Here is a 24,853-nt window from a genome sequence, read left to right as displayed (position 1 = left end):
CGGCCCCCCGGTCCTCCCGGGGGGGCGGGGGGGGTACGCGTCCTCCCCGCTTCGGCGGGGGGGGGCGCCACCGTACCGGTGCCGCGCCCCTCGCCGCTGTCACGCGCCCGTCACACCGGGCCGGCCACCACTGCGACCCGCTTGGTCAGCGCCACACCCGAGCCGTCCCGGCGCGGATCCTTCGGCGGAAGGTCGGCGGGGGTACCGGCGGAGGTGGCGGCACGCGCGGGCGCCACACCGGCCCAGGCCAGCAGCAGCACGTCCTCGCCCTTGAGGAAGCGCTGGCAGCGCACGCCGCCGGTCGCCCGGCCCTTGCGCGGGTACTGGTCGAACGGGGTGAGCTTGGCCGTGCTCTCCTCCGCCCCGTCCAGCACCTCGCGGGCGCCGGCGAGGGTGAAGACCACGGCGTCGGCCGAGGGGTCCACCGCCGTGAACGAGATCACCTTGGCGCCCTCGGTGAGCTTGATGCCCGCCATGCCGCCCGCCGGGCGGCCCTGCGGGCGCACCTGGCCCGCCGGGTAGCGCAGCAACTGGGCGTCGTCGGTGATGAAGACCAGGTCCTCCTCGCCGGTGCGCAGCTCCACCGCGCCGACGATCCGGTCGCCGTCCTTGAGGGCGATGACCTCCAAGTCGTCCTTGTTCGACGGGTAGTCCGGCACGACGCGCTTGACGACGCCCTGCTCGGTGCCGAGCGCCAGACCCGGCGAGGACTCGTCCAGCGTGGTCAGGCACACCACCTGCTCGTCCGGCTCCAGCGACAGGAACTCCGCCAGCGGAGCGCCGCCCGCCAGGTTCGGCGCGCCCGTCGTCTCCGGGAGGATCGGCAGGTCGATCACCGCCATCCGCAGCAGCCGCCCGGTCGAGGTGACCGCCCCGATGTCCGCCCGCGCGGTCGTCGGCACCGCCGAGACGATCACGTCGTGCTTGACGCGCTTGCCGTCGCCCGGTGCCAGGGCCTCGCCGTTCGCGGTGCGCGCCAGCAGCCCGGTGGAGGACAGCAGGACGCGGCAGGGGTCGTCGGCGACCTCCAGCGGCACGGCGGCGATCGGCGCCGCCGTCGAGTCCAGCAGGACGGTGCGGCGATCGGTGCCGTACTTCTTCGCCACCGCCGCCAGCTCGGTGCTGACCAGCTTGCGCAGCTCGGCGTCGGACTCCAGGATCCGGGTCAGCTCCTCGATCTCCGCGGTGAGCCGGTCCCGCTCGGACTCCAGTTCAATCCGGTCGAAGCGGGTCAGGCGGCGCAGCGGCGTGTCGAGGATGTACTGGGTCTGGATCTCCGACAGCGAGAAGCGCTCGACGAGCCGCTCCTTGGCCTGGGCCGCGTTGTCGCTGGAGCGGATGATCGAGATGACCTCGTCGATGTCGACGAGCGCGACCAGCAGGCCCTCGACCAGGTGGAGGCGGTCGCGGCGCTTGCCGCGGCGGAACTCGCTGCGCCTGCGAACCACCTCGAAGCGGTGGTCCAGGTAGACCTCCAGCAGCTCCTTCAGGCCCAGCGTGAGCGGCTGGCCGTCGACCAGGGCCACGTTGTTGATGCCGAAGGACTCCTCCATCGGCGTGAGCTTGTACAGCTGCTCCAGGACGGCCTCGGGGTGGAAGCCGTTCTTGACCTCGATGACCAGGCGCAGTCCGTGCTCGCGGTCGGTGAGGTCCTTGACGTCGGCGACGCCCTGGAGGCGCTTGGAGCCGACCAGGTCCTTGATCTTGGAGATGACCTTCTCCGGGCCGACCGTGAACGGCAGCTCGGTCACCACCAGACCCTTGCGGCGGGCGGTGACCTCCTCGACCGAGACCGTCGCGCGGATCTTGAAGGTGCCGCGCCCGGTCTCGTACGCGTCCCGGATGCCGTCCATGCCGACGATGCGGCCGCCGGTGGGCAGGTCGGGGCCCGGCACGTGGCGCATCAGCGTCTCGAGGTCCGCGTTCGGGTAGCGGATCAGGTGCCGGGCGGCGGAGACGACCTCGCCCAGGTTGTGCGGCGGCATGTTGGTCGCCATGCCGACGGCGATGCCCGAGGCCCCGTTGACCAGCAGGTTCGGATACGCGGCGGGCAGGGCGACGGGCTCCTGCTCCTGCCCGTCGTAGTTCGGGGCGAAGTCGACCGTGTCCTCGTCGATCGACTCGACCATGAGCATCGCGGCCGGGGCCGTGCGGCACTCGGTGTAGCGCATGGCGGCCGGCGGGTCGTCGTTGCCGAGCGAACCGAAGTTGCCGTGGCCGTCGACCAGCGGCACCCGCATGGAGAACGGCTGCGCCATGCGCACCAGGGCGTCGTAGATCGAGGCGTCGCCGTGCGGATGGAGCTTGCCCATCACCTCGCCGACGACACGGGCGCACTTCACGAAGCCGCGTTCGGGACGCAGCCCCATCTCGTTCATCTGGTACACGATCCGGCGGTGCACCGGCTTGAGCCCGTCGCGGGCGTCGGGGAGCGCGCGCGAGTAGATGACCGAGTAGGCGTACTCGAGGAAGGACCCCTGCATCTCGTCGACGACGTCGATGTCGAGGATCCGCTCCTCGAAATCGTCCGGCGGCGGGGTCTTCGTGGTGCGGCGGGCCATCAGGGCGCTGCTCCTTCGGCTGGACCTCATCGGGTGTGGACACGTGACTGACGCGGACCATTGTGGACCGCGCCGCCGACAGCCCCGACCACCCCCCGGCTCCTGCGCGCCGGTGACGGGAACTTCGCAGGCTGTTTGTCCGCTGCCTAGAGTGGCAGGTCTACGCACGAAACAACGAGTACGCGACGGGAAGGACAGCTTGCCCATGGGTCACACGGCCACGCCGGAGGCAGAATCCGGCGGCCTCACCGCGACCGAGCACCGCCTGGCCAACGGCCTGCGTGTGGTGCTCTCCGAGGACCACCTCACCCCGGTCGCCGCGGTCTGCCTCTGGTACGACGTCGGTTCCCGTCACGAGGTGAAGGGCCGTACCGGACTCGCCCACCTCTTCGAGCACTTGATGTTCCAGGGATCGGCGAACGTCAAGGGCAACGGCCACTTCGAGCTGGTCCAGGCCGCCGGCGGCTCCCTCAACGGCACCACGAGCTTCGAGCGGACCAACTACTTCGAGACCATGCCGGCCCACCAGTTGGAACTGGCCCTGTGGCTCGAGGCCGACCGCATGGGCAGCCTGCTGTCCGCGCTGGACCAGGAGAGCCTGGACAACCAGCGCGACGTGGTGAAGAACGAGCGCCGTCAGCGCTACGACAACGTGCCCTACGGCACCGCGTTCGAGCGGCTGACCGGCATGGCGTACCCGGACGGGCACCCGTACCACCACACGCCGATCGGCTCGATGGCCGACCTGGACGCCGCCTCCCTGGAGGACGCGCGCGCCTTCTTCCGGACGTACTACGCCCCGAACAACGCCGTCCTCGCGGTGGTCGGCGACATCGACCCGGAGCAGACGCTGGCCTGGGTCGAGAAGTACTTCGGCACCATCGCGTCCCACGACGGCAAGCCGGCGCCGCGCGACGGTTCACTCCCTGGGGTGATCGGCGGGCAGCTCCGCGAGGTCGTCGAGGAGGACGTCCCCTCCCGTGCCCTCATGGCCGCGTACCGGCTGCCGAAGGACGGCACCCGCGAGGCCGACGCGGCCGACCTGGCGCTCACGATCCTGGGCGGCGGGGAGTCCTCCCGGCTGCACAACCGGCTGGTCCGCCGGGACCGCAGCGCGGTCGCGGCCGGCTTCGGCCTGCTGCGGCTGTCCGGTGCGCCGTCGCTCGGCTGGCTGGACGTCAAGACGTCCAGCGGTGTCGAGGTGCCGGCGATCGAGGCCGCCGTCGACGAGGAGCTGGCCCGCTTCGCCGAAGAGGGGCCGACGCCGGAGGAGATGGAAAGGGCCCAGGCCCAGCTGGAGCGCGAGTGGCTGGACCGGCTCGCCACGGTCGGCGGCCGCGCCGACGAACTGTGCCGCTACAGCGTGCTGTTCGGCGACCCGCAGCTGGCGCTGACCGCGGTCAAGCGGGTCCTGGAGGTCACCGCCGACGAGGTGCGTGCCATCGCCGCGGCGACGCTGCGGCCCGACAACCGCGCCGTGCTCGTGTACGAGCCCACCGGCTCCGCGGCGGCCCCCGGCGAGGACTCCGACGAGGACGAGGAGGGCGCGGACCAGTGACCGACGTCCAGAGCACCATGACGTTCCACCCGCAGCCCCGGCCGGGCGACCCCAAGCCCTGGGACTTCCCGGCCCCGGACCGCTCCCAGCTGCCCAACGGGCTGACCGTGCTGCGCAGCCACCGCCCCGGCCAGAAGGTCGTCGCCGTCGAGGTGCTGCTCGCGGCGCCGCTCGACGCCGAGCCCGAGGGCCTGGACGGCGTCGCCACGATCATGGCCCGCGCCCTGTCCGAGGGTACGGACAAGCTCACCGCCGAGGAGTTCGCGGCCGAGATGGAGCGCTGCGGCGCCACCCTCGACGCGCACGCCGACCACCCCGGCGTGCGGGTCTCGCTGGAGGTCCCCGCCTCGCGCCTGGACAAGGCCCTCGGCCTGATCGCCGACGCGCTGCGCGCCCCGGCGTTCCCGGAGAGCGAGATCGAGCGCCTGGTGGGCAACCGCCTCGACGAGATCCCCCACGAGCTCGCCAACCCCGCGCGGCGCGCCGCCATGGCGCTGTCCAAGGAGCTCTTCCCCGCCGAACTGCGGTGCTCCCGGCCGCGTCAGGGCTCGGAGGAGACCGTCTCGCGGATCGACGCGCCGGCCGTCCGCGCCTTCTACGACGCGCACGTACGGCCGTCCACCGCGACCGCGGTCGTGGTCGGCGACCTCACGGGCATCGACCTCGACGCGCTGCTCGGCAGCACCCTGGGGGAGTGGAGCGGCAAGCCCGCCGAGCGCCGCCCGCTGCCGTCGATCACCGCGGACGACACCGCCCGCGTGATCGTCGTCGACCGCCCCGGCTCCGTCCAGACCCAGGTGCTCATCGGGCGGACGGGCCCGGACCGCCACGACCCGGTCTGGCCGGCCCAGGTGCTCGGCACGTACTGCCTCGGCGGCACGCTGACCTCGCGCCTGGACCGCGTGCTGCGGGAGGAGAAGGGCTACACCTACGGCGTCCGCGCCTTCGGCCAGGTCCTGCTCTCCACGCCGGAGGGCACCGGCATCTCGCTGCTCGGCATCAGCGGCTCCGTGGCGACCGACGTCACCGCGCCGGCGCTGGCCGACACCTGGCAGGTGCTGCGCACCCTGGCGGCGGAGGGGCTCACCGACGACGAGCGGGACGTCGCCGTCCAGAACCTCGTGGGCGTCGCCCCGCTGCGCTACGAGACGGCCTCGGCCGTCGCCGGCACCTTCGCCGACCAGGTCGAGCAGTCACTGCCCGACGACTTCCAGGCGCGGCTGTACGAGCGCCTGGCGGCCACCGGCACGGTCGAGGCCACGGCGGCGGCCGTCGCCGCGTTCCCGCTGGACCGCCTCGTGGTCGTGCTGGTCGGTGACGCCTCGGTGATCGCCGACCCGGTCCGCGACCTCGGCATCGGCCCCGTGACGGTCGTCACGGGCGCCTGACGCCACCCCGCCCGCCCCGCGGCCCCGGACGCCCCATCGGCGCCCGGGGCCGCGGTGCGTGTGGGCTCAGGGCTCCAGCCGCTCAGGGCGCCGCTGCACCCGGTGGGAACTGGGGTTTTGCCGTTCGGGGAACGGTTGGTGACGGTTGGGGGTCGGTGTGGCATCCCGCACAAAAGCCCGGATTTTTTTGGAACCGCCGCAGGGGCGCGGTTAGCGTCCTCGGGTTGTCCGGCGGAATCAGCCGCCTCCCGCGGCACCGGAGCAACGATCGCCGAGTCCCCGTCGGGCGTGAGCCTGGGGAGCCGGGGACCCACATGAGTCGTCCCCTGGGGTGAATCGGGCCTGCCCTCACCGGGGCTCCCGTAGGAGACCTTCCTGCTCCGAACCCGTCAGCTAACCCGGTAGGCGAGAAGGAAGGAAAGGATCCCCGCCTGCCCATGGCGTTCACCATACGTACCACCGTCGCTTGCGCCGCCGCGTTCACCGCCGTCACCGCCGGTACGCTCACCACCTCCGCGCAGGCCGCGGACACCGAGCGTTCCGCGTTCGCCAAGTGCGCCGCCGTCAGCGGCGACCTGGCGGACCACCTGGCCGAGCAGGCGGACGCGCAGCGCAAGGCGGCGGTCTCCGCGGCGAAGAAGGCCGCGAAGCAGCACGCGGCGCACGTCGCGCATGTGGCGAAGGTGCGGGCGGCCGAGAAGGCCGAGGCCGCCGCCAAGGCCACCGCGGTACGCGCCAAGGCGAGGGCCGCGGCCCGCGACGGCGCGGCGCACGCATCGCGCTCCCGCGCCCGCACGTCCCTGACCTCCTGGATGCTGCCGGTCCACGGCGCCATCGGCACTCCGTACCACGCGACCAGCAGCCTGTGGTCGTCCGGCTACCACACCGGCGTGGACTTCCAGGCGGCCATCGGCACGCCCGTGCACGCCGCCGGCGCCGGCACGGTCGTCGAGGCCGGCTGGGGCGGTTCGTACGGCAACAACGTCGTGATCCGGCACGCGGACGGCATGTACACCCAGTACGGCCACCTGTCCTCGATCGCGGTCTCGGTCGGCCAGGCGGTGTCCGCCGGCACCCGGATCGGCCTGTCGGGCGCCACGGGCAACGTGACCGGCCCGCACCTGCACTTCGAGGCCCGGACCACCCCGGTGTACGGCTCCGATGTCGACCCGGTGGCGTACCTGCGCTCCCACGGCGTCCTCTTCTGAGCGCTTTCTGATCTCCCGGTCCACCGGTCCACCGTTCCACCGTTCCACCCCCCTCCCCCCACCCCGAAGGCCCCGGCTCCCCCACGCCGGGGCCTTCGGCGCGCGCGGACGTGTGTCCAAAAACGCTCCATGAATTCAGGGCTGCCGCCGGAATCGGCCACGTGCTGGAATAGGGTCGCCACGAAAGCGCCGGCACCTGCGTCACGCGGAATTGAGCCGCAGCCGTCGGCACGCAGGGAAAGGAAACCGGCGATGTGGGACCGGACGTGAACGGGACGGGCGGCGCGGGGCGCCGTATTTCCGCCCAGGCGGTGTGCGCGGCGATCCGTGACGACATCGTCGGCGGGCACTTCGCGCCGGGCAGCCGGCTGACCGAGGAGCAGCTCGCCAAGCGCTACGGGGTGTCGCGGGTGCCCGTCCGCGAGGCGCTGCGCACCCTGGAGTCCGAGGGCTTCGTCCGCACCCGCCGGCACGCCGGGGCCTCCGTGGCCGAGCCCACCGACCAGGAGGCGGCGGACCTCCTGGAGATCCGCGGCCTGCTGGAGCCGCTGGGTGCCGCACGCGCCGCCGAGCGGCGTACGGAGGCGCACGTCAAGGTGTTGCGCGGGCTGGTGCGGCTCGGTCAGGAGCGGTCCGTGCAGGGGCAGTTGTCCGACCTGCCGGCGCTCGACGGCTGGTTCCACGAGACGCTGGCGCAGGCTTCCGGCAGCCCCACCCTGGTGACGCTGCTGACGCAGTTGCGGCGCAAGATCGCCTGGGTGTACGCGGTGGACTCACCGGGCCGCGCGGCGGCGTCCTGGGAGGAGCACGCATCCGTCGTGGACGCCGTCGCCCGGGGTGACGCGGAGCGCGCCCGCGCGGCGATGGCCGGCCATGTGGAGCGCGCCGCGGCGGTGCACCGGTTGCGCCGCCCGGAGCGCGCGGGCCGTGGCGCGACCCTTCGGTGAGGAAACGGAAACATGCCGGACACACGCCGAGTCGTCGGTTTTAACAGCGCTGCCGTATACAACGGGGAGAATAGGGCCGAATTCTGACCTGTGCGCGGTCGCCGCGCGTTTCCGCGGTGCGTCGCGTCGAATTCTTCCGGTGGCCGGAAAAGCCGGTGCCGCGGAATCCGGCCGGATTCCGCGGCACCGGCCCCGGCATGCCGGGCGGCGGGTCAGACGGTCTCGGGAAGCTCTTCCAGGCCCTCGGACACCAGCTTCGCCAGGCTGTCGAGCGCGGCGTCGGCGCCCTCGGCGTCGGAGGCCAGGACGATCTCGTCGCCGCCCGCGGCACCCAGGCTGAGCACGGCGAGCATCGAGGCGGCGTTGACGGGGGCACCGTCGGCCTTGGCGATGGTGACGGGGACGCCGACGGCGGTCGCGGCGCGGACGAAGATCGCTGCGGGACGGGCGTGGAGTCCCTCGGCCCAGCCGACGGTGACGCGGCGCTCAGCCATGGTGTTGTCCTTCGGGTCGTTCCAAGGAGGTCTAGACCAGTCTGCCATGCCGGGCCCACCGGTCGGTCCTGCCCTTCCGTCCCTGACATCGTCGCACCGATCCCGCCCGTGCCGATGCCCGTACGCTGGCCCCATGACGACCCCGCCGTCCACGGAAGAGCGTGAGTACCCGGTCCACTGGGAGGCGGACGTCGTCCTGCGCGACGGCGGGATCGCCCATGTCCGGCCCATCAGGCCCGACGACGCGGGGCGGCTGGTCAGCTTCTACGAGCAGGTCTCGGACGAGTCCAAGTACTACCGCTTCTTCGCGCCCTACCCGCGGCTGTCCGACCGGGACGTGCACCGCTTCACGCACCACGACTACCGCGACCGGGTGGGGCTGGCGGCCCTGGTGGGCGGAGAGTTCATCGCCACCGTGCGCTACGACCGCACCGAGAGCGACGAGGCAGAGGTCGCCTTCCTCGTCCAGGACGCGCACCAGGGCCGCGGGGTCGCCTCCGCGCTGCTCGAGCACGTCGCGGCCGTGGCGCGTGAGCGCGACATCCGGCGCTTCATCGCCGAGGTGCTGCCCGCCAACCGCAAGATGATCAAGGTGTTCACGGACGCCGGCTACACCCAGCAGCGCAGCTTCACCGACGGCGTCGTCCGGCTCGAGTTCGACCTCGAACCCACCGAGCAGTCGGTGGCCGTGATGCGCGCCCGCGAGCAGCGGGCCGAGGCCCGGTCCGTGGCGCGGCTGCTCAGCCCGTCTTCGATCGCCGTGATCGGCACCGGACGGCGGCCCGGCGGCGTCGGCCGCAGCACGCTGCGGCACATCACCGAGGGCGGCTTCACCGGGCAGGTGCACGCGGTGAACCGTTCCTTCGATCCCGGCCTGCGGATCCTCGAACCCGAGGGCGTCCCGGCCCACCGCTCCGTCGCGGAGATCCCCGGACAGGTCGACCTCGCCGTGATCGCCGTCCCCGCGGAGAACGTCGCGGAGGTGGTCGCCGAGTGCGGCCGGCACGGCGTCCTCGGCCTGCTCGTCCTGTCCTCCGGCTACGCCGAGTCCGGCGCGGAGGGCGGCCGGAGGCAGCGCGCCCTGGTCCGCCAGGCCCGCTCGTACGGCATGCGCGTCATCGGGCCCAACGCCTTCGGCGTCCTCAACTCCGCCGCCGGCGTCCGGCTCAACGCCTCGCTGGCCCCCGAGACCCCGCGGGCCGGGCGGCTCGGGCTGTTCACCCAGTCCGGGGCCATCGGCATCGCCATGCTGTCCGGGCTGCACCGGCGCGGCGCCGGGCTGTCGTCCTTCGTCTCCGCGGGCAACCGCGCTGACGTCTCCGGCAACGACATCCTCCAGTACTGGCACGACGACCCGGCCACCGACGTCGCGCTGCTCTACCTGGAAACCCTCGGCAACCCGCGGAAGTTCTACCGCCTCGCCCGCCGCACCGCCGCCGTCAAGCCGGTCGTGGTCGTCAAGGGCGCCCGCCACTTCGCGGCCACGCCGCCCGGCCACACCGTGCCGGTCACCCGCATCCCCGACAGCACCGTCTCCGCGCTGCTGCGCCAGGCCGGTGTCATCCGCACCGACACCGTCACCGAGCTCCTGGACACCGGACTGCTGCTGTCCTGCCAGCCGCTGCCGGGCGGACCCCGCGTCGCCGTCCTCGGCAACTCCGAGTCGCTCGGCCTGCTCACCTACGACGCGTGCCTGACCGCCGGGCTGGAACCCGGCCGCCCCGCCGACCTCACGACCTCCGCGACGCCCGAGGACTTCGCCGCCGCGCTCACCGCCGCGCTGCGCGACCCCGCTCACGACGCCGTCGTCGTCACGGCCATCCCGCGCGTCGGCGACGAACTGCAGGGCCACCCCGAGACCGGTGACGACCCCGAGCTCGCCGCCGCCCTGGAGCGCGCCGTCGCCGAGGCGGGCGGCACCAAGCCCGTGGTGGTCGTGCACACCGCGCTGGAGGCCATGGGCACCCGCCTCGCCGTCCCCGGGATCCCCGCCTACGCCGCCGCCGAACGCGCCGTGAAGGCCCTCGCCCAGGCGGCCGGCCACGCCCAGTGGCGCCGGGACGCCGGGACGCCCGGCCGGGTGCCCGAGTTCGACGACGTCGATGAGGCAGGGGCCCGCCGCGACGTGGCCCGGCTGCTGGAGGGCACCGGGGAACGGGCCGTCGACGGCGCCCCCGGCGTCACCCTGGACGAGCCCGCCACCGCCGCGCTCCTGGCCCGCTACGGCATCGCCGTGCGCGCCGCGCTGCCCGCGCCCGACGTGGCCGCCGCCCTGGCGGCCGCCCGCCGCCTCGGCTACCCCGTGGCGCTGAAGACCACCGCCCCGCACCTGCGCCACCGCGCCGACCTCGGCGCCGTACGGCTGGACCTCGCCGACCCCGACGACCTGCGCCGGGCCTACGAGGAGCTGACCGCGCGCCTCGGCAAGCCCGGGGAGCTGCACCTGGTCGTGCAGGCCATGGCGCCGCGCGGGGTGGACACCGTGGTGCGCGCCACCGTCGACCCCGGCGCGGGCGCCGTGCTGTCGTTCGGCCTCGCCGGCGCGGCCTCGGAACTGCTCGGCGACACCGCGCACCGCCTCGTCCCGGCGACCGACCGGGACGCCGCCCAGCTGGTGCGCTCCATCAAGGCCGCCCCGCTCCTCTTCGGCTGGCACGGCGCCGAGCCGGTGGACACCCCGGCCCTGGAGGAGCTGCTGCTGCGGGTCTCGCTCCTGGTCGACGACCTGCCCGAGGTGGTGTCCGTCGACCTCGAACCGGTCGTCGTGGCCGCGGAGGGGCTGACGGTCCTCGGCGCGTCCGTCCGCCTCGCGCGCCCCCCTGCTCGAACGGACCTCGGACCGCGCGCACTGTCGTCCTTCTGAACACATGCGCCGCACTAGGATGGTGCGCATGGCGAAGAGCGGTACGACCACCCAGGGGCTGCGCGCGGCGATCGAGCGCAGCGGCTACTACCCGACCCTTGTGGCCGAGGCCGTGGAGGCCTCCGTCGGCGGGGAGCCGGTCCACTCGTACCTGGTGCACCAGGAGACCACCTTCGACGCCAACGAGGTCCGCCGGCACGTCACCGTGCTCGTCCTGACCAGCACGCGCTTCATCGTCAGCCACACCGACGAGCAGGGCGCCGACGACACGTCCCCGACGCCGTACGCCACCACCTCCACCGAGTCGGTCAAGCTGGAGCGCATCTCCTCGGTCGTGCTCAGCCGGGTGGTCGCCAACCCCGAGTCCTACACCGTCGGCACCCTGCCCCGCGAGGTCGTGCTCACCATCGGCTGGGGCGCGGTCAGCCGCATCGACCTGGAGCCCGCCGCCTGCGGCGACCCCAACTGCGAGGCCGACCACGGCTACACGGGCTCCTCCACGGCCGACGACCTGAGCCTGCGGGTCAGCGAGGCCGGCGACGGTCCCGAGACCGTCCGCCAGACCCTCGCCTTCGCGCAGGCACTCTCCGAGGCGACAGCGAGCACGGCCGCCTGATGGCCCATCCCGTCCCCCCGTACGAGTCCGCGCCACTGGACCCCGCCGACGCGCCCGCCCCGCGCTACGGCACCGCCTCGCTGAGCGACGTGCTGCCCGCGGTGGCCGCGGGCCTCGGCGTGACCACGGCCCCGCCGACCGCGCTGCGGCTGGCTCCGGCCGACCGCGTCTGCGTCTTCCTCGTGGACGGCATGGGCTGGGAGCTGATCCGGCGCCACCCGGACGAGGCCCCCTTCCTCACCTCGCTGCTGGGCACCTCGACCGGCGGTACCGGGCAGCCGCTCACCGCGGGCTTCCCCTCGACGACCGCGACCTCGCTCGCGTCGGTCGGCACGGGCCTGCCGCCCGGCGCCCACGGGCTGGCCGGGTACACCGTCCTCAACCCGGACAGCGGCGAGCTGATGAACCAGCTGCGCTGGCAGCCCTGGACGTCGCCGCAGGAGTGGCAGCCGCACCCCACCGTCTTCCAGCTCGTCCAGGACGCCGGTGTGGAGACCTGCCAGGTCACCTCGCCGACGTTCCAGCACACCCCGCTGACGAAGATCGCCCTGAGCGGCGGCACCTTCCACGGGCGGCTCACCGGGGACGACCGCATGGACTTCACCGCCGAGCGGCTCGCCGCGTCCGACCGGGCGCTGGTCTACACGTACTACAGCGAGCTGGACTCGATGGGCCACCGGCACGGCGTCGACTCCGACGCCTGGCGCGGCCAGCTCATGACGGCCGACCGCCTGGTCCAGCGGCTCGCGGAGCAGCTGCCGCCGCGCAGCGCGCTCTACGTCACCGCCGACCACGGCATGATCGACATTCCCTTCGACCCGGAGTCGCGGATCGACTTCGACGAGGACTGGGAGCTGGGCGCCGGCGTCGCCGTCCTCGGCGGCGAGGCCCGGGCCCGGCACGTCTACGCCGTCCCCGGTGCCGTCGCCGACGTGCACGCCGTGTGGAGCGAGGTCCTCGGCGAGCAGATGTGGGTCGCCACCCGCGACGAGGCCGTCGCGGCGGGCTGGTTCGGCCCGCACGTGGAGGACCGGGTGCGCGGCCGTATCGGCGATGTCGTCGCCGTCGCCCGGGACGACATCGCCGTCGTCGCCACGCGCCGGGAGCCGGGGGAGTCCTCGATGGTGGGCCTGCACGGTTCGATGACCCCCGTCGAGCAACTGGTCCCCCTGCTCGAAGTACGCTCCTGAGTCCCTTGTTCGCCCCCCACCCCGAAAGGCCGTCGCCCCCTCATGCCTGAGCTTGTGTTCTTCTCCGGAACGATGGACTGCGGAAAGAGCACACTGGCGCTTCAGATCGGGCACAACCGTTCGGCGCGGGGGCTGCAGGGTGTGATCTTCACCCGGGACGACCGGGCGGGGGAGGGGAAGCTGTCGTCGCGGCTGGGCCTGGTCACGGAGGCGGTGGAGGCCGCCGAGGGGATGGACCTGTACGGGTACGTCGTGGACCTGCTGTCCAGGGGCGGCAAGGCGGACTACGTGATCGTGGACGAGGCGCAGTTCCTGGCTCCGGAGCAGATCGACCAGCTCGCCCGGATCGTGGACGACCTGGACAAGGACGTCTTTGCCTTCGGCATCACCACCGACTTCCGCACCCGGCTGTTCCCCGGTTCGCAGCGCCTGGTCGAACTGGCGGACCGGCTGGAGCAGCTGCAGGTGGAGGCCCTGTGCTGGTGCGGGGCGCGGGCCACGCACAACGCCCGTACGGTGGGCGGCGAGATGGTCGTCGCGGGTGCCCAGGTGGTGGTGGGCGACGTGCACGGTCCGGGGGACGAGATCGGCTACGAGGTGCTGTGCCGCCGGCACCACCGCCGCCGGGTGACCGCCGCCTCGGCCCGTGCCTCCGCCCTCTCGCCGGACGTCCTGCCGGTCGCCTCCGACTGAGTTCCGCCGGACGGCCCGGGGGCCGCGCGCGTTCATCGTCCGCCGTGCGCACAGAGATTGACAACGATTCAGGCGGGGTTCAATCGCGCCGGAGCCCGAACACACCTGCGGCCACTAGGTTCTTGACGGTGATGCACTGCGCGCACCGCGTCCCCGTCGGCCGAGAGGGAGGCCCCCATGGCAGAGATCCAGATTCCGGGTGACGAGCTGGAGGATCTGAGCGGGCTCCTGGGCCGCGTGATGGAACTCATCGACACCAAGCCCACGGGCTTCGACGAGACGGCCGTGGGCGCGCCGCTGGCGCACTCCGGCGGCAACTTCGAGAGCGCGTGGAGCGACGGGCGGACCCAGCTCAAGCGCCAGGGGAACCAGCTCAAGGACGCCTGCGACCAGATCGTCAAGGCGTTCACCGACTACGACAACCAGAGCGCGGACTCCCTGACCGCGAAGTAGCCGACCCCACCACCGGTCCACACGGGAATGACAGAGGAGCGCGCGGCGATGGCCCTTGAGGGAACCCTGGCCTTCGGCCTTCGGATACCGGACGGCTGGGTGGAGTACGACCTGTCCGGCGAGGCACTGGCCGGCATCCGCGCCGCGCTGCTGAGGCAGACGCCGGACAAGGCGGAGCGGGACCGGCTCAACGAGACCTTCCGCAATGTGCGGCGGATCGCGCAGGGCGCGCGGCGGCGCGGGGCGGTGTACGCGGCCGGCACGTTCACGATGTACGAGGACGGCCTGCTGATGGCGAATGTGATGATCTTCAAGGTCACGCCGCCGCCGGGACAGAGCTTCTCGCTGCAGGACCTGAGCAAGGAGTTCTCGGCCGCCGGCGGCCGTCAGGGCGAGGGCACGACCCGGACGTTCGGCACCGTGGAGCTGCCGGGGATCGGCCCGGTGGGCCGGGTGAAGGGGATCGAGGAGGCCGAGGTCGCGCACGGGATCAGGACCCGCCTGCTGATCATGCACACGGTGGTGCCGTTCCCGGACGAGAGCGGGCAGGTGCTGGTCATCACCTGCTCCAGCCCGAACCTGCCGCTGGCCGAGCCGCTGTACGACGTGTTCGACGCGATCACCTCGACGTTCAGCTTCGGCGTGATCACCCCGTCCTGAGTGGCGCAGGCGCGACGGGCCCGGACCCCCTGGGGAGGTCCGGGCCCGTCGCTTTGTTTCAGCGCGCGCCGCCCGGCTCGGGGACGCGCACGGTCACGTACTTGCCGTCCCCGAGGTGCAGATGCGCCTTGCCGGGTTCGGGATCGGCCCCCAGCAGGCCGTGCGGCAGCCGGGCACCGACGGGTTCGCCGTCACTGAGGTTGCGCGGGGCCAGGATCGCCCCGCAGCGGTTGCGGCGGAGCGCGACCTGCCAGCCGGTCATGCTGCTGAGGAACGCCTCGTTGTTGCCGGCCGCGATCAGGCCCCAGCCGTCGCCCGCCGCGCCGCGGGCGAAGGTGGTGAGGTCGGAGTCGATCTCGGAGTGGGCCAGCATGTCGGCGTCGTCCAGCAGGATGGCGCCGGTCGGGCTGTCGACACCGTGCAGGGCCCTGCGGAAGTCGGCCAGGGCCACGTCCGGGTCGGTGAGGACGTCCACGACCCCCGGCCGGCCGGCCAGCGAGCGCAGCGGTGAGGGCCGGGGCGCGACGACGACCAGCTTGTTGCCGCGCGCGAGCAGCGACCGGGCCATGGTGAGCAGGACCGTGCTGCGCCCCGAGCGGGGCGGGCCGGCGATGACGAAGGTGGGGACGGCGGCCAGGTCCGTGCCCACGGCGGCCAGTTCGTCGCCGCCCACACCGACCATCGCCCACAGCGGGGAGGCGCCCTCGGGGACGCGGGCCAGGGCGTCCTCGAAGGAGAACCGGTCGGGGAGCACGTCCACCCGGAACGGGCGGAGCTGGGCCGGAACGGCCCGGTCCCGCTCGGTGGTCAGTTTGGCGATCCGGTCCAGGGCGGCCGCCTGCGCCGCGCCACTGGGGTCGGCGTCGACGAGGGCGATCTGGACGCTGCAGGTGTCCTTGAGCCGGATCGCGCGGCCGGCGGGCAGCTCGGCGGGTATCTCCCGGTAGGGCACGCCGACGGCGGAGTAGTCGTTGCGGTCGTTGAGCCGCAGCACGAGCTTGTCCTCGGTGGTGGAGACGAACCGGGACGAGGTCAGGATCCGGTCGCCGGTCAGGACGAGATGGATGCCGACGGCGGCGCCCTCGCGCAGCAGCAGGAGCATCTTCTCCATGACGCTGCCCTGGTCGTAGGTGCCGAAGTCGCGCTCGAACGCCTCGAAGCGGTCCACCATGACCAGCAGGTGGGGCGGGCGCTTGAGGGGGGCGCGGCGGCGGCGCAGCTCGGTGAGGTCGGCGAGGCCGCCGCGGCCGAGCTGGGCCCGGCGGCTGTTCAGTTCGGCGACCAGCCGGTTGAGCAGCCGGACGACGCGCTCGACCTGACCGCGGTCGACGACGGCGCCGCAGTGCGGCAGCCCGGCCAGCGCCTGGAGGGCTCCGTTGCCGCAGTCCAGGCCGTAGAGGTGGACGTCGGCGGTGCTGTGGTCGCGGGCCACGGCGGCGGCCAGGGTGCGCAGCGCCTGGGAGCGGCCGCTGCGCGGGGCGCCGATGAGGTGCAGGTGGCCCATCTGGTCGAAGTCGAAGGCGAGATCGGTCCTGGCCTGTTCCGCGGGCACGTCGACCTGGCCGAACACGACCGGGGTGAGGCGGCCTTCGGCGTCGTAGGACGGGCCGCTGCCCTCGGGCAGCGCGTACGCGTCCGGCAGGGGCGGCAGCCACGGGCGGCGGGGTTCGGGGATGCCCAGCAGTTCGGTGGCGGCGCCGATGCCCTGGACCAGGACGGCGAGGTCGGTGACGGTCTGGACGGCGCGCTGCTCGCCGTCCCCGCGGCGGGTGGGCAGCGGGTCGCCGAGCTCCTCCCAGTGCAGTTCGGTGACGAGGGGAGCCGGGTGGCCGCCCTCGGCGGCGGCGGTGAGGTCGGGGCGGCGGCCGCCGATCCGGCCCGTCTGGAACGGCAGCAGGACGGCGTGGCCGAGCCGGGCGTAGGCGCGCCCCGGGGTGCGGGGCGAGAGCTGCCCGGCGTCGGGGGCGTCGATGATGTCGCGGCTCTCCGCCGGGTCGGTGGTGCGCAGCGCGATCCGCAGGTTGGTGTTGGCGCGGATGTCGGCGGTGACGGCGCCGGAGGGGCGCTGGGTGGCGAGGATCAGGTGGATGCCGAGCGACCGGCCGCGCTGGGCGATGTTGACCAGTCCGGAGACGAAGTCGGGCAGTTCGCGCACCATGGAGGCGAACTCGTCGATGACCAGGACGAGCCGCGGCATCGGGCCGAGTTCGCCCCGGCGGGCGCGCTTGTCCGTGTAGTCGTCGATGTCCTTGGCACCGGCGTCGGCCAGGATGTGCTCGCGGCGGCGCAGTTCGGCGCCGAGGGAGGTCAGGGCGCGCTCGACGAGATGGGTGTCGAGGTCGGTGACCATGCCCACGGTGTGCGGGAGTTCCTCGCACTCGGCGAAGGCGCTGCCGCCCTTGTAGTCGACGAGGACGAAGTTCAGCTCGTCCGGCCGGTTGGCGACGGCCAGCGAGGCCACGAGCGACTGCAGCAGCTCGGACTTGCCGGAGCCGGTGGTGCCGGCGATCAGGCCGTGCGGCCCGTCCGCCTTGAGGTCGACGGCGAACGGCCCGTCGACGCCCTCCCCGAGGACGGCCCGGGTGCTGCGCGCGGACACCGCCCATCCGGCGGCGACGGCCTCGGCGGTGGGCGGTTCCAGGCCGAGGACGTCCAGCAGCCGCGCCGACGTGGGCAGCAGGCCCTCCTCGCCGTCGTCGCCGACGTCCCGCACGGGAGCCAGCGCGCGGGCCACGCCGGTGAACCAGACGGGCTCCGGCGCGTCCATGAGGACGCCGGTCACCGGTTCCACGCCGGCCTGGCGGATCCACAGACCGCCGACCCCGGTGACCGCGACGGCCTGGCACTCCTCGGGCAGCAGCCGTTCCTCGTCGTCCAGGCAGAGCGCGTACACGCCGACCTCGGGGCCGTCGCGGAGGATCTGGATGACACCGGGCAGGGCGCGCAGCCGGCGGGCGCCGTCCAGGACCACGAGCACATCGGGCTCCCCGGCGGCGCCACCGCGCGGGGCGCTGCGGCCCGCGGCCTTGCGGGCGGCGATCAGCGCGCTGAGCTCGGCGACGCGGCGGCCCAGGGACTCGGCGCCGGAGCCGACGAGGCTCACGGTGTCCTCGCCCTGCGGGGCGCAGTGCGGCAGCCAGTGGACCCAGGACCAGCGGTCCGCGCCCGACGAGCCGGACAGCACGTGGATCCGCAGGTCGGAGGGGCTGTGCAGGACGGCGGCCTGGGCGACGAGCCAGCGTGCCAGGGACGCCATGATGTCGGCGCCGCTGCCGTCGGCGGGGGCGCCGCCGACCCGCAGCGCCGCGTCGGAGGCGCGTACGTCGGCGGCCAGGCCCACGACGCCCGCCTCGCGGAACGGGACCGCGACGGGCACGGCGTGCGTGGTGCGGGTGACCCGGCGGCGGTGCTCGGCCTCGGCGGGGTCGTCCAGTTCGACCCAGGCGGGACGGTCGGCCACCCCGAGGCGGAGCAGCAGGAAGTCGTCGTCCCGCCACCGGCGTTCCCACAGCCGGCGGCGGGGGCCCGCGGCGATCAGCAGGGCGGTGGCCGGGTCGGGGCAGGCCGCGCGGCGGGCGGCCTGTTCGGCGAGCACCGCCTCCTCGACCTCCTGGTCGAGCTCGGCCTTGGTCTCCTTGTACACGGCGAGTTGCTCCGCGTACGTCTCCTTGCCGCGCCGTTTGGCGGTGAGCTGGCTGACCAGGGCCATGACCGGCGAGAGCAGGCCGAACAGGAGCATGCGGGAGTTGCCGGTCAGCGCCGTCATGGCACCGGACATGACGAGCGGTGCGAAGATCATCGGCAGCTGGAGTCTGCCGCGGGCCTGCTTGCCGGGCGGTCGCGGCAGCGTGAAACGGTTCTTCGGGGCGGGCGGGAGCAGCCGGGGTGGCCGGTTGTAGTCGAGCCCGGTCCCGTCGGCCGAGGGGACCACGGCGGCGTCGGGCGCGGAGGGTACGGCCCGTTCCAGCAGGACGGGCCCGCAGGTGAGCACGCCGCCGACGGGCCAGTCCTGCCAGTCGTCGCCGGTCAGCCCGGTGCCGTCCAGCCGCAGGCTCTGGCCGTGCGCGGCGCGTACCGAGACGCCGCCGTTCACGGCGACGACGAGATGGGCGGCGACGGCGGGGAGGTCGCCCGCGGGCGGGCGGACGCGGGCCGTCGCGGCGGAGCCGATGTCGAAGTTGCCCGGCGGCAGCCGGAACACCGATCCGGCACCGGTGCCGCCGATGGCGCGCAGCTCGGCCACGCCCTCGGGCTCCCGGCCGGCCGGCGGCACGTCGAGCGGCGTCCCGAGCGAGAGCAGGCCGCCCGCGCGCAGTCCGGCGGCGGCCACGGCCTGCTCCTCGGGAAGCCGCTCGGCGCCCGCGTACAGGGCGGGCGGGTCGTCGTCGGGAGCCGTACCGCGCACGGACCGGGCGATTTCTCCGGCGAGTTCGCCGACCGGGACACCGGGCTCGGTGTCGATCACGATGTCGGCCGCCCGGCCCGACCGGGGATCCGGGTCGACGACGGTGACGGTCAGGCGCATGGGGCTGATCCTCGGTTCCTTCCGAAGCGAACGGACGGAGCGGCACGGGCCGGACCGCAGGCATGTCCGGCCCGTCCGCCCCTTCGGGATGTCAGTGGGGGAGGCTGTTGCCGAGCTGGTTGTCGGTCTCGGTGAAGCCCTCGCCGACGCTCTTGACGTACTGGGAGATGCCGGGGAGGCCCTCGATGACGTCGTTGTAGCCCTTGTGGAAGGACTCGAAGAAGGGGCGGAACTTCGTCTCGGCGGCGGGGGTGCGGTAGCCGTCGGCGAGGAGGTTGTCGATATCGGTCTTGATCTTGCGGAGCTGGGCGATGGCCTGGTCGTACTCGTTGGTGACCGTCGCCGACGTGGAGTCGGTGATCTCGGTCTTGACGTCGAACTGGGGCATGGGGGCTGGTCCTCTCCTGTGGTGCGGGCTGGTGGGTCGGTCAGTGGCCCGGGGGCTGACCGCTCTGCTCGGCCCGGATGTGGGCGAGTTCCTCGGGGGTGAGCAACACCGGGCCCTCCGGCTGCGGGGGGTTGAGCAGTTCCCGGTTCTGGTTGTCGTTGGCGGTGTTGATGAACTTCACCGGGATGTCGGTGTAGAGGACCTCCGGGCCCTTGGTGTTGAAGATGTGGCTGTTCTCCAGCTGCTTGTTGGTGACACCGTTGGCGACCGAGGTGCCCACCCCGAGGCCGGCGTTCTCCAGCGCGGTCGTGGGGTCCGCGCCCAGGCCGATCTGGACACCGGCGACGGAGAAGTTCTGGATGACGCCCTTGAGCGCGCCGCGGGCGGCCTCCCAGGCGAACTCCCGGTAGTCGTCGGGCTTCAGGGTGCTGCCCACGTTGAAGTCGTAGTCGTCCACGGCCGAGTGCTGCTCGGTGAAGCCGCCGGCGCCGTCGATGCCGGCCACCTTGGTGCCGCCGGCGTCCCGGACGGTGACGGCGCTGCTGTCGCCCGCGGTGAAGGTGTGCGTGGTGCCGTTGCTGTCCACCGACCCGGTGACCCCGCTGTGGCCGACGTGCAGCGTGGTGGTCTCGCCGTTGCCGGTGTACCGGAAGTCGGCCGAGCCGTGTGGGTTCTGGGTGATGGTCACACCGCCGGCGGGGTCGGTGGTGGTGGCGGTGCCGTGGTCGACGGTGGTGCCGGGGGCCCCGCCGGGCGGGGTGAAGGCGGCGGGACCGCCGAGGGTGGTGACCGTGGTGCCGTCGCTGAGCGCGGCCGTCTGGTGGGCGGGGACCGACGGCCCCTGCTGTCCGGGCGGCGGGGTGACGGCGGGGTGGTCGGTGACATGGACGCCGGGGCCGCCGACGAGGCTGTTGTCGGGCCGTACGGTGACGGAGTCGCCCGCGCCGCCCGGGCCGCCCACCTGGAAGGTCCCGTTGCCGGTGTGGCCGACGTGGAGGCCGCCGCTGGTGACGCTTGAGCCGCCGCCCCAGATCGGCACCTGCACGGTCGGGCCGCCCGGGTGGTTCGCGCCGACGGTGAAGGTCGCGGGCGGTCCCTGCGGGGCGAAGGGGCTGTCCTTGCCGGGCAGGACACCGGACTTCTCGGCCGGGGTGGTCGCGTTGGGGAAGCCGCTGTCGGACTTGGTGACCGTGACGTTGCCGGTGTCCACCGTGGACCGGCCGCCGAAACCGCCGGTGTGATGGATGGCGGGACCCCCGCCGGGCGTCCGCACGGTGATGCCGCCCTGGCCGTCGCCGGTCACGGTGGACACGGGCGTCTGACCCGGTCCGTTGCCGATCGGGGTGCCGCCGGTGTCGACGGGACTGCCGTGCGCGTCGACCGGGCCGTTCGGGTTGGGACCCAGGTGCGTGACACCGCCGGGGCTGTAACTCCCGGTCCCCGCGCCGTGTTCGACGGTCACGTGCCCGTCGCCGTTGTGGGTGACGGTACTGCCGGGCGCGGCGTACGGGTGGGCGCCGTGGGTGGTGACGGTGGTGCCGGCCGCTCCGTTGGTCAGCGTGTTGTCGCCGCCGACGAGCGGGGGGCCGCCGACGTAACCGGGGCCCTTGCCCGGCGGGGTGTGGACCGCCCCGCCGTCGTGCGTGGCCGTGATCGTCGCCCCGCTGGGTGAATTCTCCACGCTGAGCTGCCCGTTGCCGTCGACGGTGTGGCCGGTGCCGGACCTGTCGTCGACCGTCCGCGTGGTGAAGTGGCCGTTCCCGTCCGGGGTGAGCGTGGTGGTGTGGCCGTTGCCTGCCGCCGTGACCGTGCCGTGGGCGCTGCTGACGCTCTGCCCGGAGGCGTTGGTGACGGTGACGGACTGCCCGCCGACCTCGACGGTGCCGTCGGGTCCGGTCACGTGCACCGAGCCGTCGGCGGAGGAGGTCGTGGTGGTGGTCCCGCTGTTGCCCTGCTGGCTGAAGCTGACGCCGTTGCCGCCCGGCCCGCTCTGCACGGTGACGCCCTGTGAGCTGATCCCGTTCGCGCCCACCTGGGCCCGGACCGGGGCGCCCTGACCGTCGGGGTGGGTGATGTCGGCGGTCGGGTGGTGGGCGCCGTCCGTGCCGGGGCGGACGGTGAACGCGCCGCCCTGGCCGTCGTTCACGGTCGCGGCCGCGCCGCCCGCGCCGCTGTCGACGGTGGTGCCCTGCCCGACCGGCGCGCTGGAGACCGTGCCGTCGCCGGTGGCCACCAGGCCGCCGTTGACGTGCGTCGTGGCGCCGTTCGGGCCGAGCGTCGTCGTGCTGCCGCCGACGGCGACCGTGGCCCCGCCGTTGTGGCCGAGCGTCACCGACACCGCGGGCGGCCCGCCGGGAGCCCCCGCCGTGATGCCGCCGGGGCCGCTGTGGGCGGTGAACCCGGGCCCGGTGGCGGTCGTGCCGTTCGGGCCGGTGGTCACGTGGAAGCCGCCGGAGTCGAGGGTCGTGGTGCCGCCGGAGACCGAGGCCGTCGTGGTGACGACATGCCCGCCGCCGTCCACGGTGCTCGTTCCCTGCACGCCGACCGTCGGCGTTCCGTGGCCGTCCACGGAGACCGTGAGGTTGCCGTGGGTCACCGGGTGGCCGGGAGCCGCCTGGGCCGGCGGCGGGGGCTGGGTGGGGACGCCGTCCGGCCCCGGAGGGCCGATCTGGCCGGGGACAGGGGTGATCGCACCGTCCGGGCCGACGTGGTACTGGAACCCGCCCTGGGTGAAGTCGGCGGTGCCGTCCGCGTGGACGGTGGTGCCGCCCGCCGTGATCGTGCCGTCCGCGCCCCGGTCGATGCCGCCGGCGGTGAAGGCACCGTCCTGGCCGACGGTGAAGTGGGCGCCGTCGGCACCGGTGAGCGTGACGCCGTCCGGGGTGAAGAACGCCGTGCCGCCGTCCCCGCCCGGGCCGCCCTGCACGGTCACGATGCCGTCGCTGTCCGTGCTGACGGACGGGCCGTCCTGCGTTGTCACGTGCACCGCGGAATCGAGTCCGTAGTGCCCGGCGCTGCTGTCGAACTGCACGGTGGTGTGCGGGGAATGGGGGTCGGGGACGACCGTGAAGCCGTCGCCGCTCAGGTGCGTGGCCGGTCCGCCGATCGAGCTCACCGTTGCGGTACCGTCCGGATGGAGCGTGCCGGTCACCCCGTTGTCCTGGACCGGGACACCGCCGTCGGCCTGCGGCGGTGCGACGTGCTGGTGGCCCGGCAGGTCGACACCGCCGCCGATGCCGTTCGCGGGAGCCGTCACGTGGTGCCCGGCGAGACCGACGTCGACCGTCCCGCCCGGCCCGGCCCCGGTGTCGTGCGTGACCACCGGGGGATTGCCGGGGGCGCCGTGGAACACCGAGGTGACCTGGCCCTGGTGCTGGACCGAGACCCCGTCCCCGGACACCGTGGTGGTGCCGCCCGCGTCGTGGACCGTGAGGCCCCCGGTGTGGATGTCGCCGCCCGCGCCGACCGTGAAGGCGGGCGGGTTCGGGCCGTGCGTCCCTGCCTCCACGGTTCCGCTGAAGGCGACCGTGCCGTCGGCGCCCTGGGTGACGCCCCCGCCGAACGGGCCGTTGGCGGTGCTGAACCCGTGGTCGGTCAGCGTGGTGGTGAGGTGCGAGCCGTTCCCGGCCGGGGTGTCCACACTGGTCCGGGTGCCGTTGTACGTCACCTTGTCGCCCTGCGGGCTCTCGATCGTGTTGGTGCCGCCCGAGGTCTTGGAGGTGAAGCCGTCCGGGGTGGTGGTCTTCGTCGTGGTCTTCGGATCCGGCGGCGGGTTGCCGTCCGCGGTCGCGGCCGGCTTGGGCGTGGGCGGCTCGGTCTTGGTCTCGGTCGTCGTGCCGTCCGGCGTGGTGACCTTGGTCTTCAGCGCGCCGGTCGTCTGGTCGCCCTCGGTCTTGCTCGTGATGCCGTGGAAGCCGGTCTTCTGCGGCATCTCCCGGCCGTTGACGTGCAGGAGGCTGCCCGGGGTGAAGCTCGACGCGGAGAACGCCTTGCCGATGTTGCTCTTGAACTTGCCTTCCGTGGTGAAGGCGTCCTTGAGGTTGTTGGCGAACTTGGTGCCTCCGAGCACGGCGAAGCCGCCGCCGACGGCCGCGCCCACCGCGGCGCCGGCGAGGATCCTTCCCGCGTCGAGCTGCTTGCCCGCGGCGAGGTCCGAGATGACCGTCGCGGTCGCGCCGAGCGCGAACTCGGTGGTTCCCTCCGCGACCGCCTTCTGCGTCACCACGAAGGCCGGTCTGACCTTGAGTCCGTCGTAGTTGACACCCCGGCCCAGCGGGGTGAGCACCTTGCGGGTGAAGGTCGAGGTCTTCATCCAGCCCTTGACCGCGGCCGACATGGTGCCCGCGCCCCGGCCCGCCGTCGCCAGCGCCTTGCCCAGCGGCGCGAACTTCGAGACGACGTTGCCGAGCCTGCCCAACTGCCCCAGCAGTACCCCGCCCGGGACGATGGTGAGCAGGCCGACGATCAACTCGCCTATCTCCAGATGGCCCTGGGAGACCATCCGGATCACCGACAGGCCGAAGGCGAGGGCGCCGATGAGGATGCCCACCACCGGGAAGAAGATCGCGACGAGACCGGCGAAGATGCCGATGATGATCTCGAAGATGGGATGGTCGGCGAGCCAGTCGCCGATCTTCTGGAAGATGTTCCGTGCCGGAATGGCCTGGTCCGCCGCCTCGTCCAGGGCCCGGGACGCCGCGGCGGACCCGTCCGCGCGCATCTGCTGGGCCTGCTGGGCCAGCGCCGTCGCCGCCGACAGCTCCGACTTGGCGTTGCCGACCTCCGTCACCCGCTCGCCGTGACGGGTCGTCTCCTCGGGCGTGGCGTTCTGCGGCAGGTCGGGGACCACGACGGAGGCGGTCGTCGCGACGGGCCCGCCCTGGTCGATCGCCCGGTCGAGCAGGCTCTGCGCCTCGGTGAGCACACCGGCGTAGACGGAGTACGCGTCGGCCGCCGAGTGGAAGGACGTCCGCGTCTGGTCCAGGAAGCGCGGCATGTCCTTGATCTTGTCCTGCAGGGCGGCCATCGCCTGGCCCTTGCCGTGCCGGATCGCGGCGTCGGTGCCGAGCAACCGGTAGGCCTGGTCCGCCTGGTCGCCGAGGTCCCGGTACGTCCGGGAGAGGGTGCGGATGGCCTCCGGGTCGCCCGGGGTGGGGTCGCTGTCGAAACCGAGCGCTTCCCACCCCGTGGTGTGCCGTCTCGCCATAGCGCAGCCGCCCTTCTCCGATCGTTCACCGCTCGGCCGTGCCAGTAGTAACTCCGGTATGGCTAGGCTCAGTTCACAACTCAACTTTCTCGCGCCCGGGTGA

General features: G+C 73.4%; 15 protein-coding genes and 1 riboswitch. Of the genes, 10 read left to right on the top strand and 5 right to left on the bottom strand.

Going from position 1 to position 24,853, the window contains the following annotated elements:
• Positions 1–110 precede the first annotated feature (110 nt).
• Complete coding sequence (locus tag ACIP64_RS34170; RefSeq protein ID WP_401594595.1) at positions 111–2,561, bottom strand: DNA topoisomerase (ATP-hydrolyzing) subunit A; 2,451 nt, start codon at positions 2,559–2,561, stop codon at positions 111–113.
• A gap of 205 nt (positions 2,562–2,766) precedes the next feature.
• On the opposite strand from ACIP64_RS34170, the gene ACIP64_RS34165 reads away from it, so the two are divergent.
• From ACIP64_RS34165 to ACIP64_RS34150, 4 genes are all read left to right on the top strand, one after another.
• Positions 2,767–4,119 (top strand): M16 family metallopeptidase, encoded by a 1,353-nt coding sequence (locus tag ACIP64_RS34165; protein ID WP_401594592.1) that lies wholly within the window; start codon positions 2,767–2,769, stop codon positions 4,117–4,119.
• Between the two features lie 17 nt (positions 4,120–4,136).
• Positions 4,137–5,507, top strand: coding sequence for a M16 family metallopeptidase (locus ACIP64_RS34160; RefSeq protein ID WP_401594613.1), 1,371 nt, complete (start codon positions 4,137–4,139; stop codon positions 5,505–5,507).
• 259 nt (positions 5,508–5,766) lie between these two features.
• Positions 5,767–5,930: riboswitch (cyclic di-AMP (ydaO/yuaA leader) on the top strand.
• A 14-nt stretch (positions 5,931–5,944) separates the two neighbouring features.
• Positions 5,945–6,715 carry a M23 family metallopeptidase gene (locus tag ACIP64_RS34155; RefSeq protein WP_401594590.1) on the top strand — a complete coding sequence of 257 codons (771 nt, stop codon included), beginning with the start codon at positions 5,945–5,947 and terminating at the stop codon, positions 6,713–6,715.
• 254 nt (positions 6,716–6,969) lie between these two features.
• A complete protein-coding gene (locus tag ACIP64_RS34150; protein ID WP_401594587.1) occupies positions 6,970–7,662 on the top strand; it encodes a GntR family transcriptional regulator in 693 nt (230 codons plus the stop codon).
• A 212-nt stretch (positions 7,663–7,874) separates the two neighbouring features.
• Here ACIP64_RS34150 and ACIP64_RS34145 read toward each other — a convergent pair whose 3' ends face one another.
• Positions 7,875–8,156: an HPr family phosphocarrier protein gene (locus ACIP64_RS34145; protein ID WP_360905847.1), complete on the bottom strand. Its 282-nt coding sequence runs from the start codon at positions 8,154–8,156 to the stop codon at positions 7,875–7,877.
• Positions 8,157–8,289: 133 nt separating this feature from the next.
• Here ACIP64_RS34145 and ACIP64_RS34140 point away from each other — a divergent pair, with 133 nt between their 5' ends.
• The 6 genes from ACIP64_RS34140 (at position 8,290) to ACIP64_RS34115 (ending at position 14,631) form a co-directional block, all read left to right on the top strand.
• The gene (locus ACIP64_RS34140) at positions 8,290–11,019 is read left to right on the top strand and encodes a GNAT family N-acetyltransferase (RefSeq protein ID WP_401594583.1); all 2,730 of its coding nucleotides are present in this window, start codon (positions 8,290–8,292) and stop codon (positions 11,017–11,019) included.
• A 28-nt stretch (positions 11,020–11,047) separates the two neighbouring features.
• Complete coding sequence (locus ACIP64_RS34135; RefSeq protein WP_401594580.1) at positions 11,048–11,635, top strand: DUF5998 family protein; 588 nt, start codon at positions 11,048–11,050, stop codon at positions 11,633–11,635.
• Complete coding sequence (locus ACIP64_RS34130) at positions 11,635–12,825, top strand: alkaline phosphatase family protein (RefSeq protein ID WP_401594578.1); 1,191 nt, start codon at positions 11,635–11,637, stop codon at positions 12,823–12,825. Before ACIP64_RS34135 ends, ACIP64_RS34130 begins: the two co-directional genes overlap by 1 nt.
• 42 nt (positions 12,826–12,867) lie before the next feature.
• Positions 12,868–13,518, top strand: coding sequence for a thymidine kinase (locus ACIP64_RS34125; RefSeq protein WP_360905843.1), 651 nt, complete (start codon positions 12,868–12,870; stop codon positions 13,516–13,518).
• A gap of 177 nt (positions 13,519–13,695) precedes the next feature.
• Positions 13,696–13,971, top strand: a complete 276-nt coding sequence (locus ACIP64_RS34120) for a hypothetical protein (protein WP_401594575.1) — start codon at positions 13,696–13,698, stop codon at positions 13,969–13,971.
• 48 nt (positions 13,972–14,019) lie between these two features.
• Positions 14,020–14,631 carry a hypothetical protein gene (locus tag ACIP64_RS34115; protein WP_401594572.1) on the top strand — a complete coding sequence of 204 codons (612 nt, stop codon included), beginning with the start codon at positions 14,020–14,022 and terminating at the stop codon, positions 14,629–14,631.
• Positions 14,632–14,689: 58 nt separating this feature from the next.
• On the opposite strand, the gene ACIP64_RS34110 is transcribed toward ACIP64_RS34115, so the two are convergent.
• From ACIP64_RS34110 to ACIP64_RS34100, 3 genes are all read right to left on the bottom strand, one after another.
• Positions 14,690–19,156: an FtsK/SpoIIIE domain-containing protein gene (locus tag ACIP64_RS34110; protein WP_401594570.1), complete on the bottom strand. Its 4,467-nt coding sequence runs from the start codon at positions 19,154–19,156 to the stop codon at positions 14,690–14,692.
• A 91-nt stretch (positions 19,157–19,247) separates the two neighbouring features.
• Entirely contained in the window at positions 19,248–19,544 is a 297-nt protein-coding gene (locus tag ACIP64_RS34105; RefSeq protein ID WP_360905839.1) for a WXG100 family type VII secretion target, read from the bottom strand.
• A 40-nt stretch (positions 19,545–19,584) separates the two neighbouring features.
• Entirely contained in the window at positions 19,585–24,750 is a 5,166-nt protein-coding gene (locus tag ACIP64_RS34100) for a hypothetical protein (protein ID WP_401594567.1), read from the bottom strand.
• Between the last annotated feature and the right edge of the window lie 103 nt (positions 24,751–24,853).

The organism is Streptomyces sp. NPDC088733 (assembly GCF_044751185.1).
Taxonomy (GTDB): Bacteria; Actinomycetota; Actinomycetes; order Streptomycetales; family Streptomycetaceae; genus Actinacidiphila.
This window is presented reverse-complemented; position numbering and strand designations above follow the sequence as displayed.

Bases quoted from the DNA above. Each gene is read 5' to 3' on its own strand.
- ACIP64_RS34115 (WP_401594572.1), top strand. From the start codon at position 14,020: ATGGCCCTTGAGGGAACCCTGGCCTTCGGCCTTCGGATACCGGACGGC.
- ACIP64_RS34120 (WP_401594575.1), top strand. From the start codon at position 13,696: ATGGCAGAGATCCAGATTCCGGGTGACGAGCTGGAGGATCTGAGCGGG.
- ACIP64_RS34125 (WP_360905843.1), top strand. From the start codon at position 12,868: ATGCCTGAGCTTGTGTTCTTCTCCGGAACGATGGACTGCGGAAAGAGC.
- ACIP64_RS34100 (WP_401594567.1), bottom strand. From the start codon at position 24,750: ATGGCGAGACGGCACACCACGGGGTGGGAAGCGCTCGGTTTCGACAGC.
- ACIP64_RS34145 (WP_360905847.1), bottom strand. From the start codon at position 8,156: ATGGCTGAGCGCCGCGTCACCGTCGGCTGGGCCGAGGGACTCCACGCC.
- ACIP64_RS34130 (WP_401594578.1), top strand. From the start codon at position 11,635: ATGGCCCATCCCGTCCCCCCGTACGAGTCCGCGCCACTGGACCCCGCC.
- ACIP64_RS34135 (WP_401594580.1), top strand. From the start codon at position 11,048: ATGGCGAAGAGCGGTACGACCACCCAGGGGCTGCGCGCGGCGATCGAG.
- ACIP64_RS34170 (WP_401594595.1), bottom strand. From the start codon at position 2,561: ATGGCCCGCCGCACCACGAAGACCCCGCCGCCGGACGATTTCGAGGAG.
- ACIP64_RS34140 (WP_401594583.1), top strand. From the start codon at position 8,290: ATGACGACCCCGCCGTCCACGGAAGAGCGTGAGTACCCGGTCCACTGG.
- ACIP64_RS34105 (WP_360905839.1), bottom strand. From the start codon at position 19,544: ATGCCCCAGTTCGACGTCAAGACCGAGATCACCGACTCCACGTCGGCG.
- ACIP64_RS34110 (WP_401594570.1), bottom strand. From the start codon at position 19,156: ATGCGCCTGACCGTCACCGTCGTCGACCCGGATCCCCGGTCGGGCCGG.
- ACIP64_RS34155 (WP_401594590.1), top strand. From the start codon at position 5,945: ATGGCGTTCACCATACGTACCACCGTCGCTTGCGCCGCCGCGTTCACC.
- ACIP64_RS34165 (WP_401594592.1), top strand. From the start codon at position 2,767: ATGGGTCACACGGCCACGCCGGAGGCAGAATCCGGCGGCCTCACCGCG.
- ACIP64_RS34160 (WP_401594613.1), top strand. From the start codon at position 4,137: ATGACGTTCCACCCGCAGCCCCGGCCGGGCGACCCCAAGCCCTGGGAC.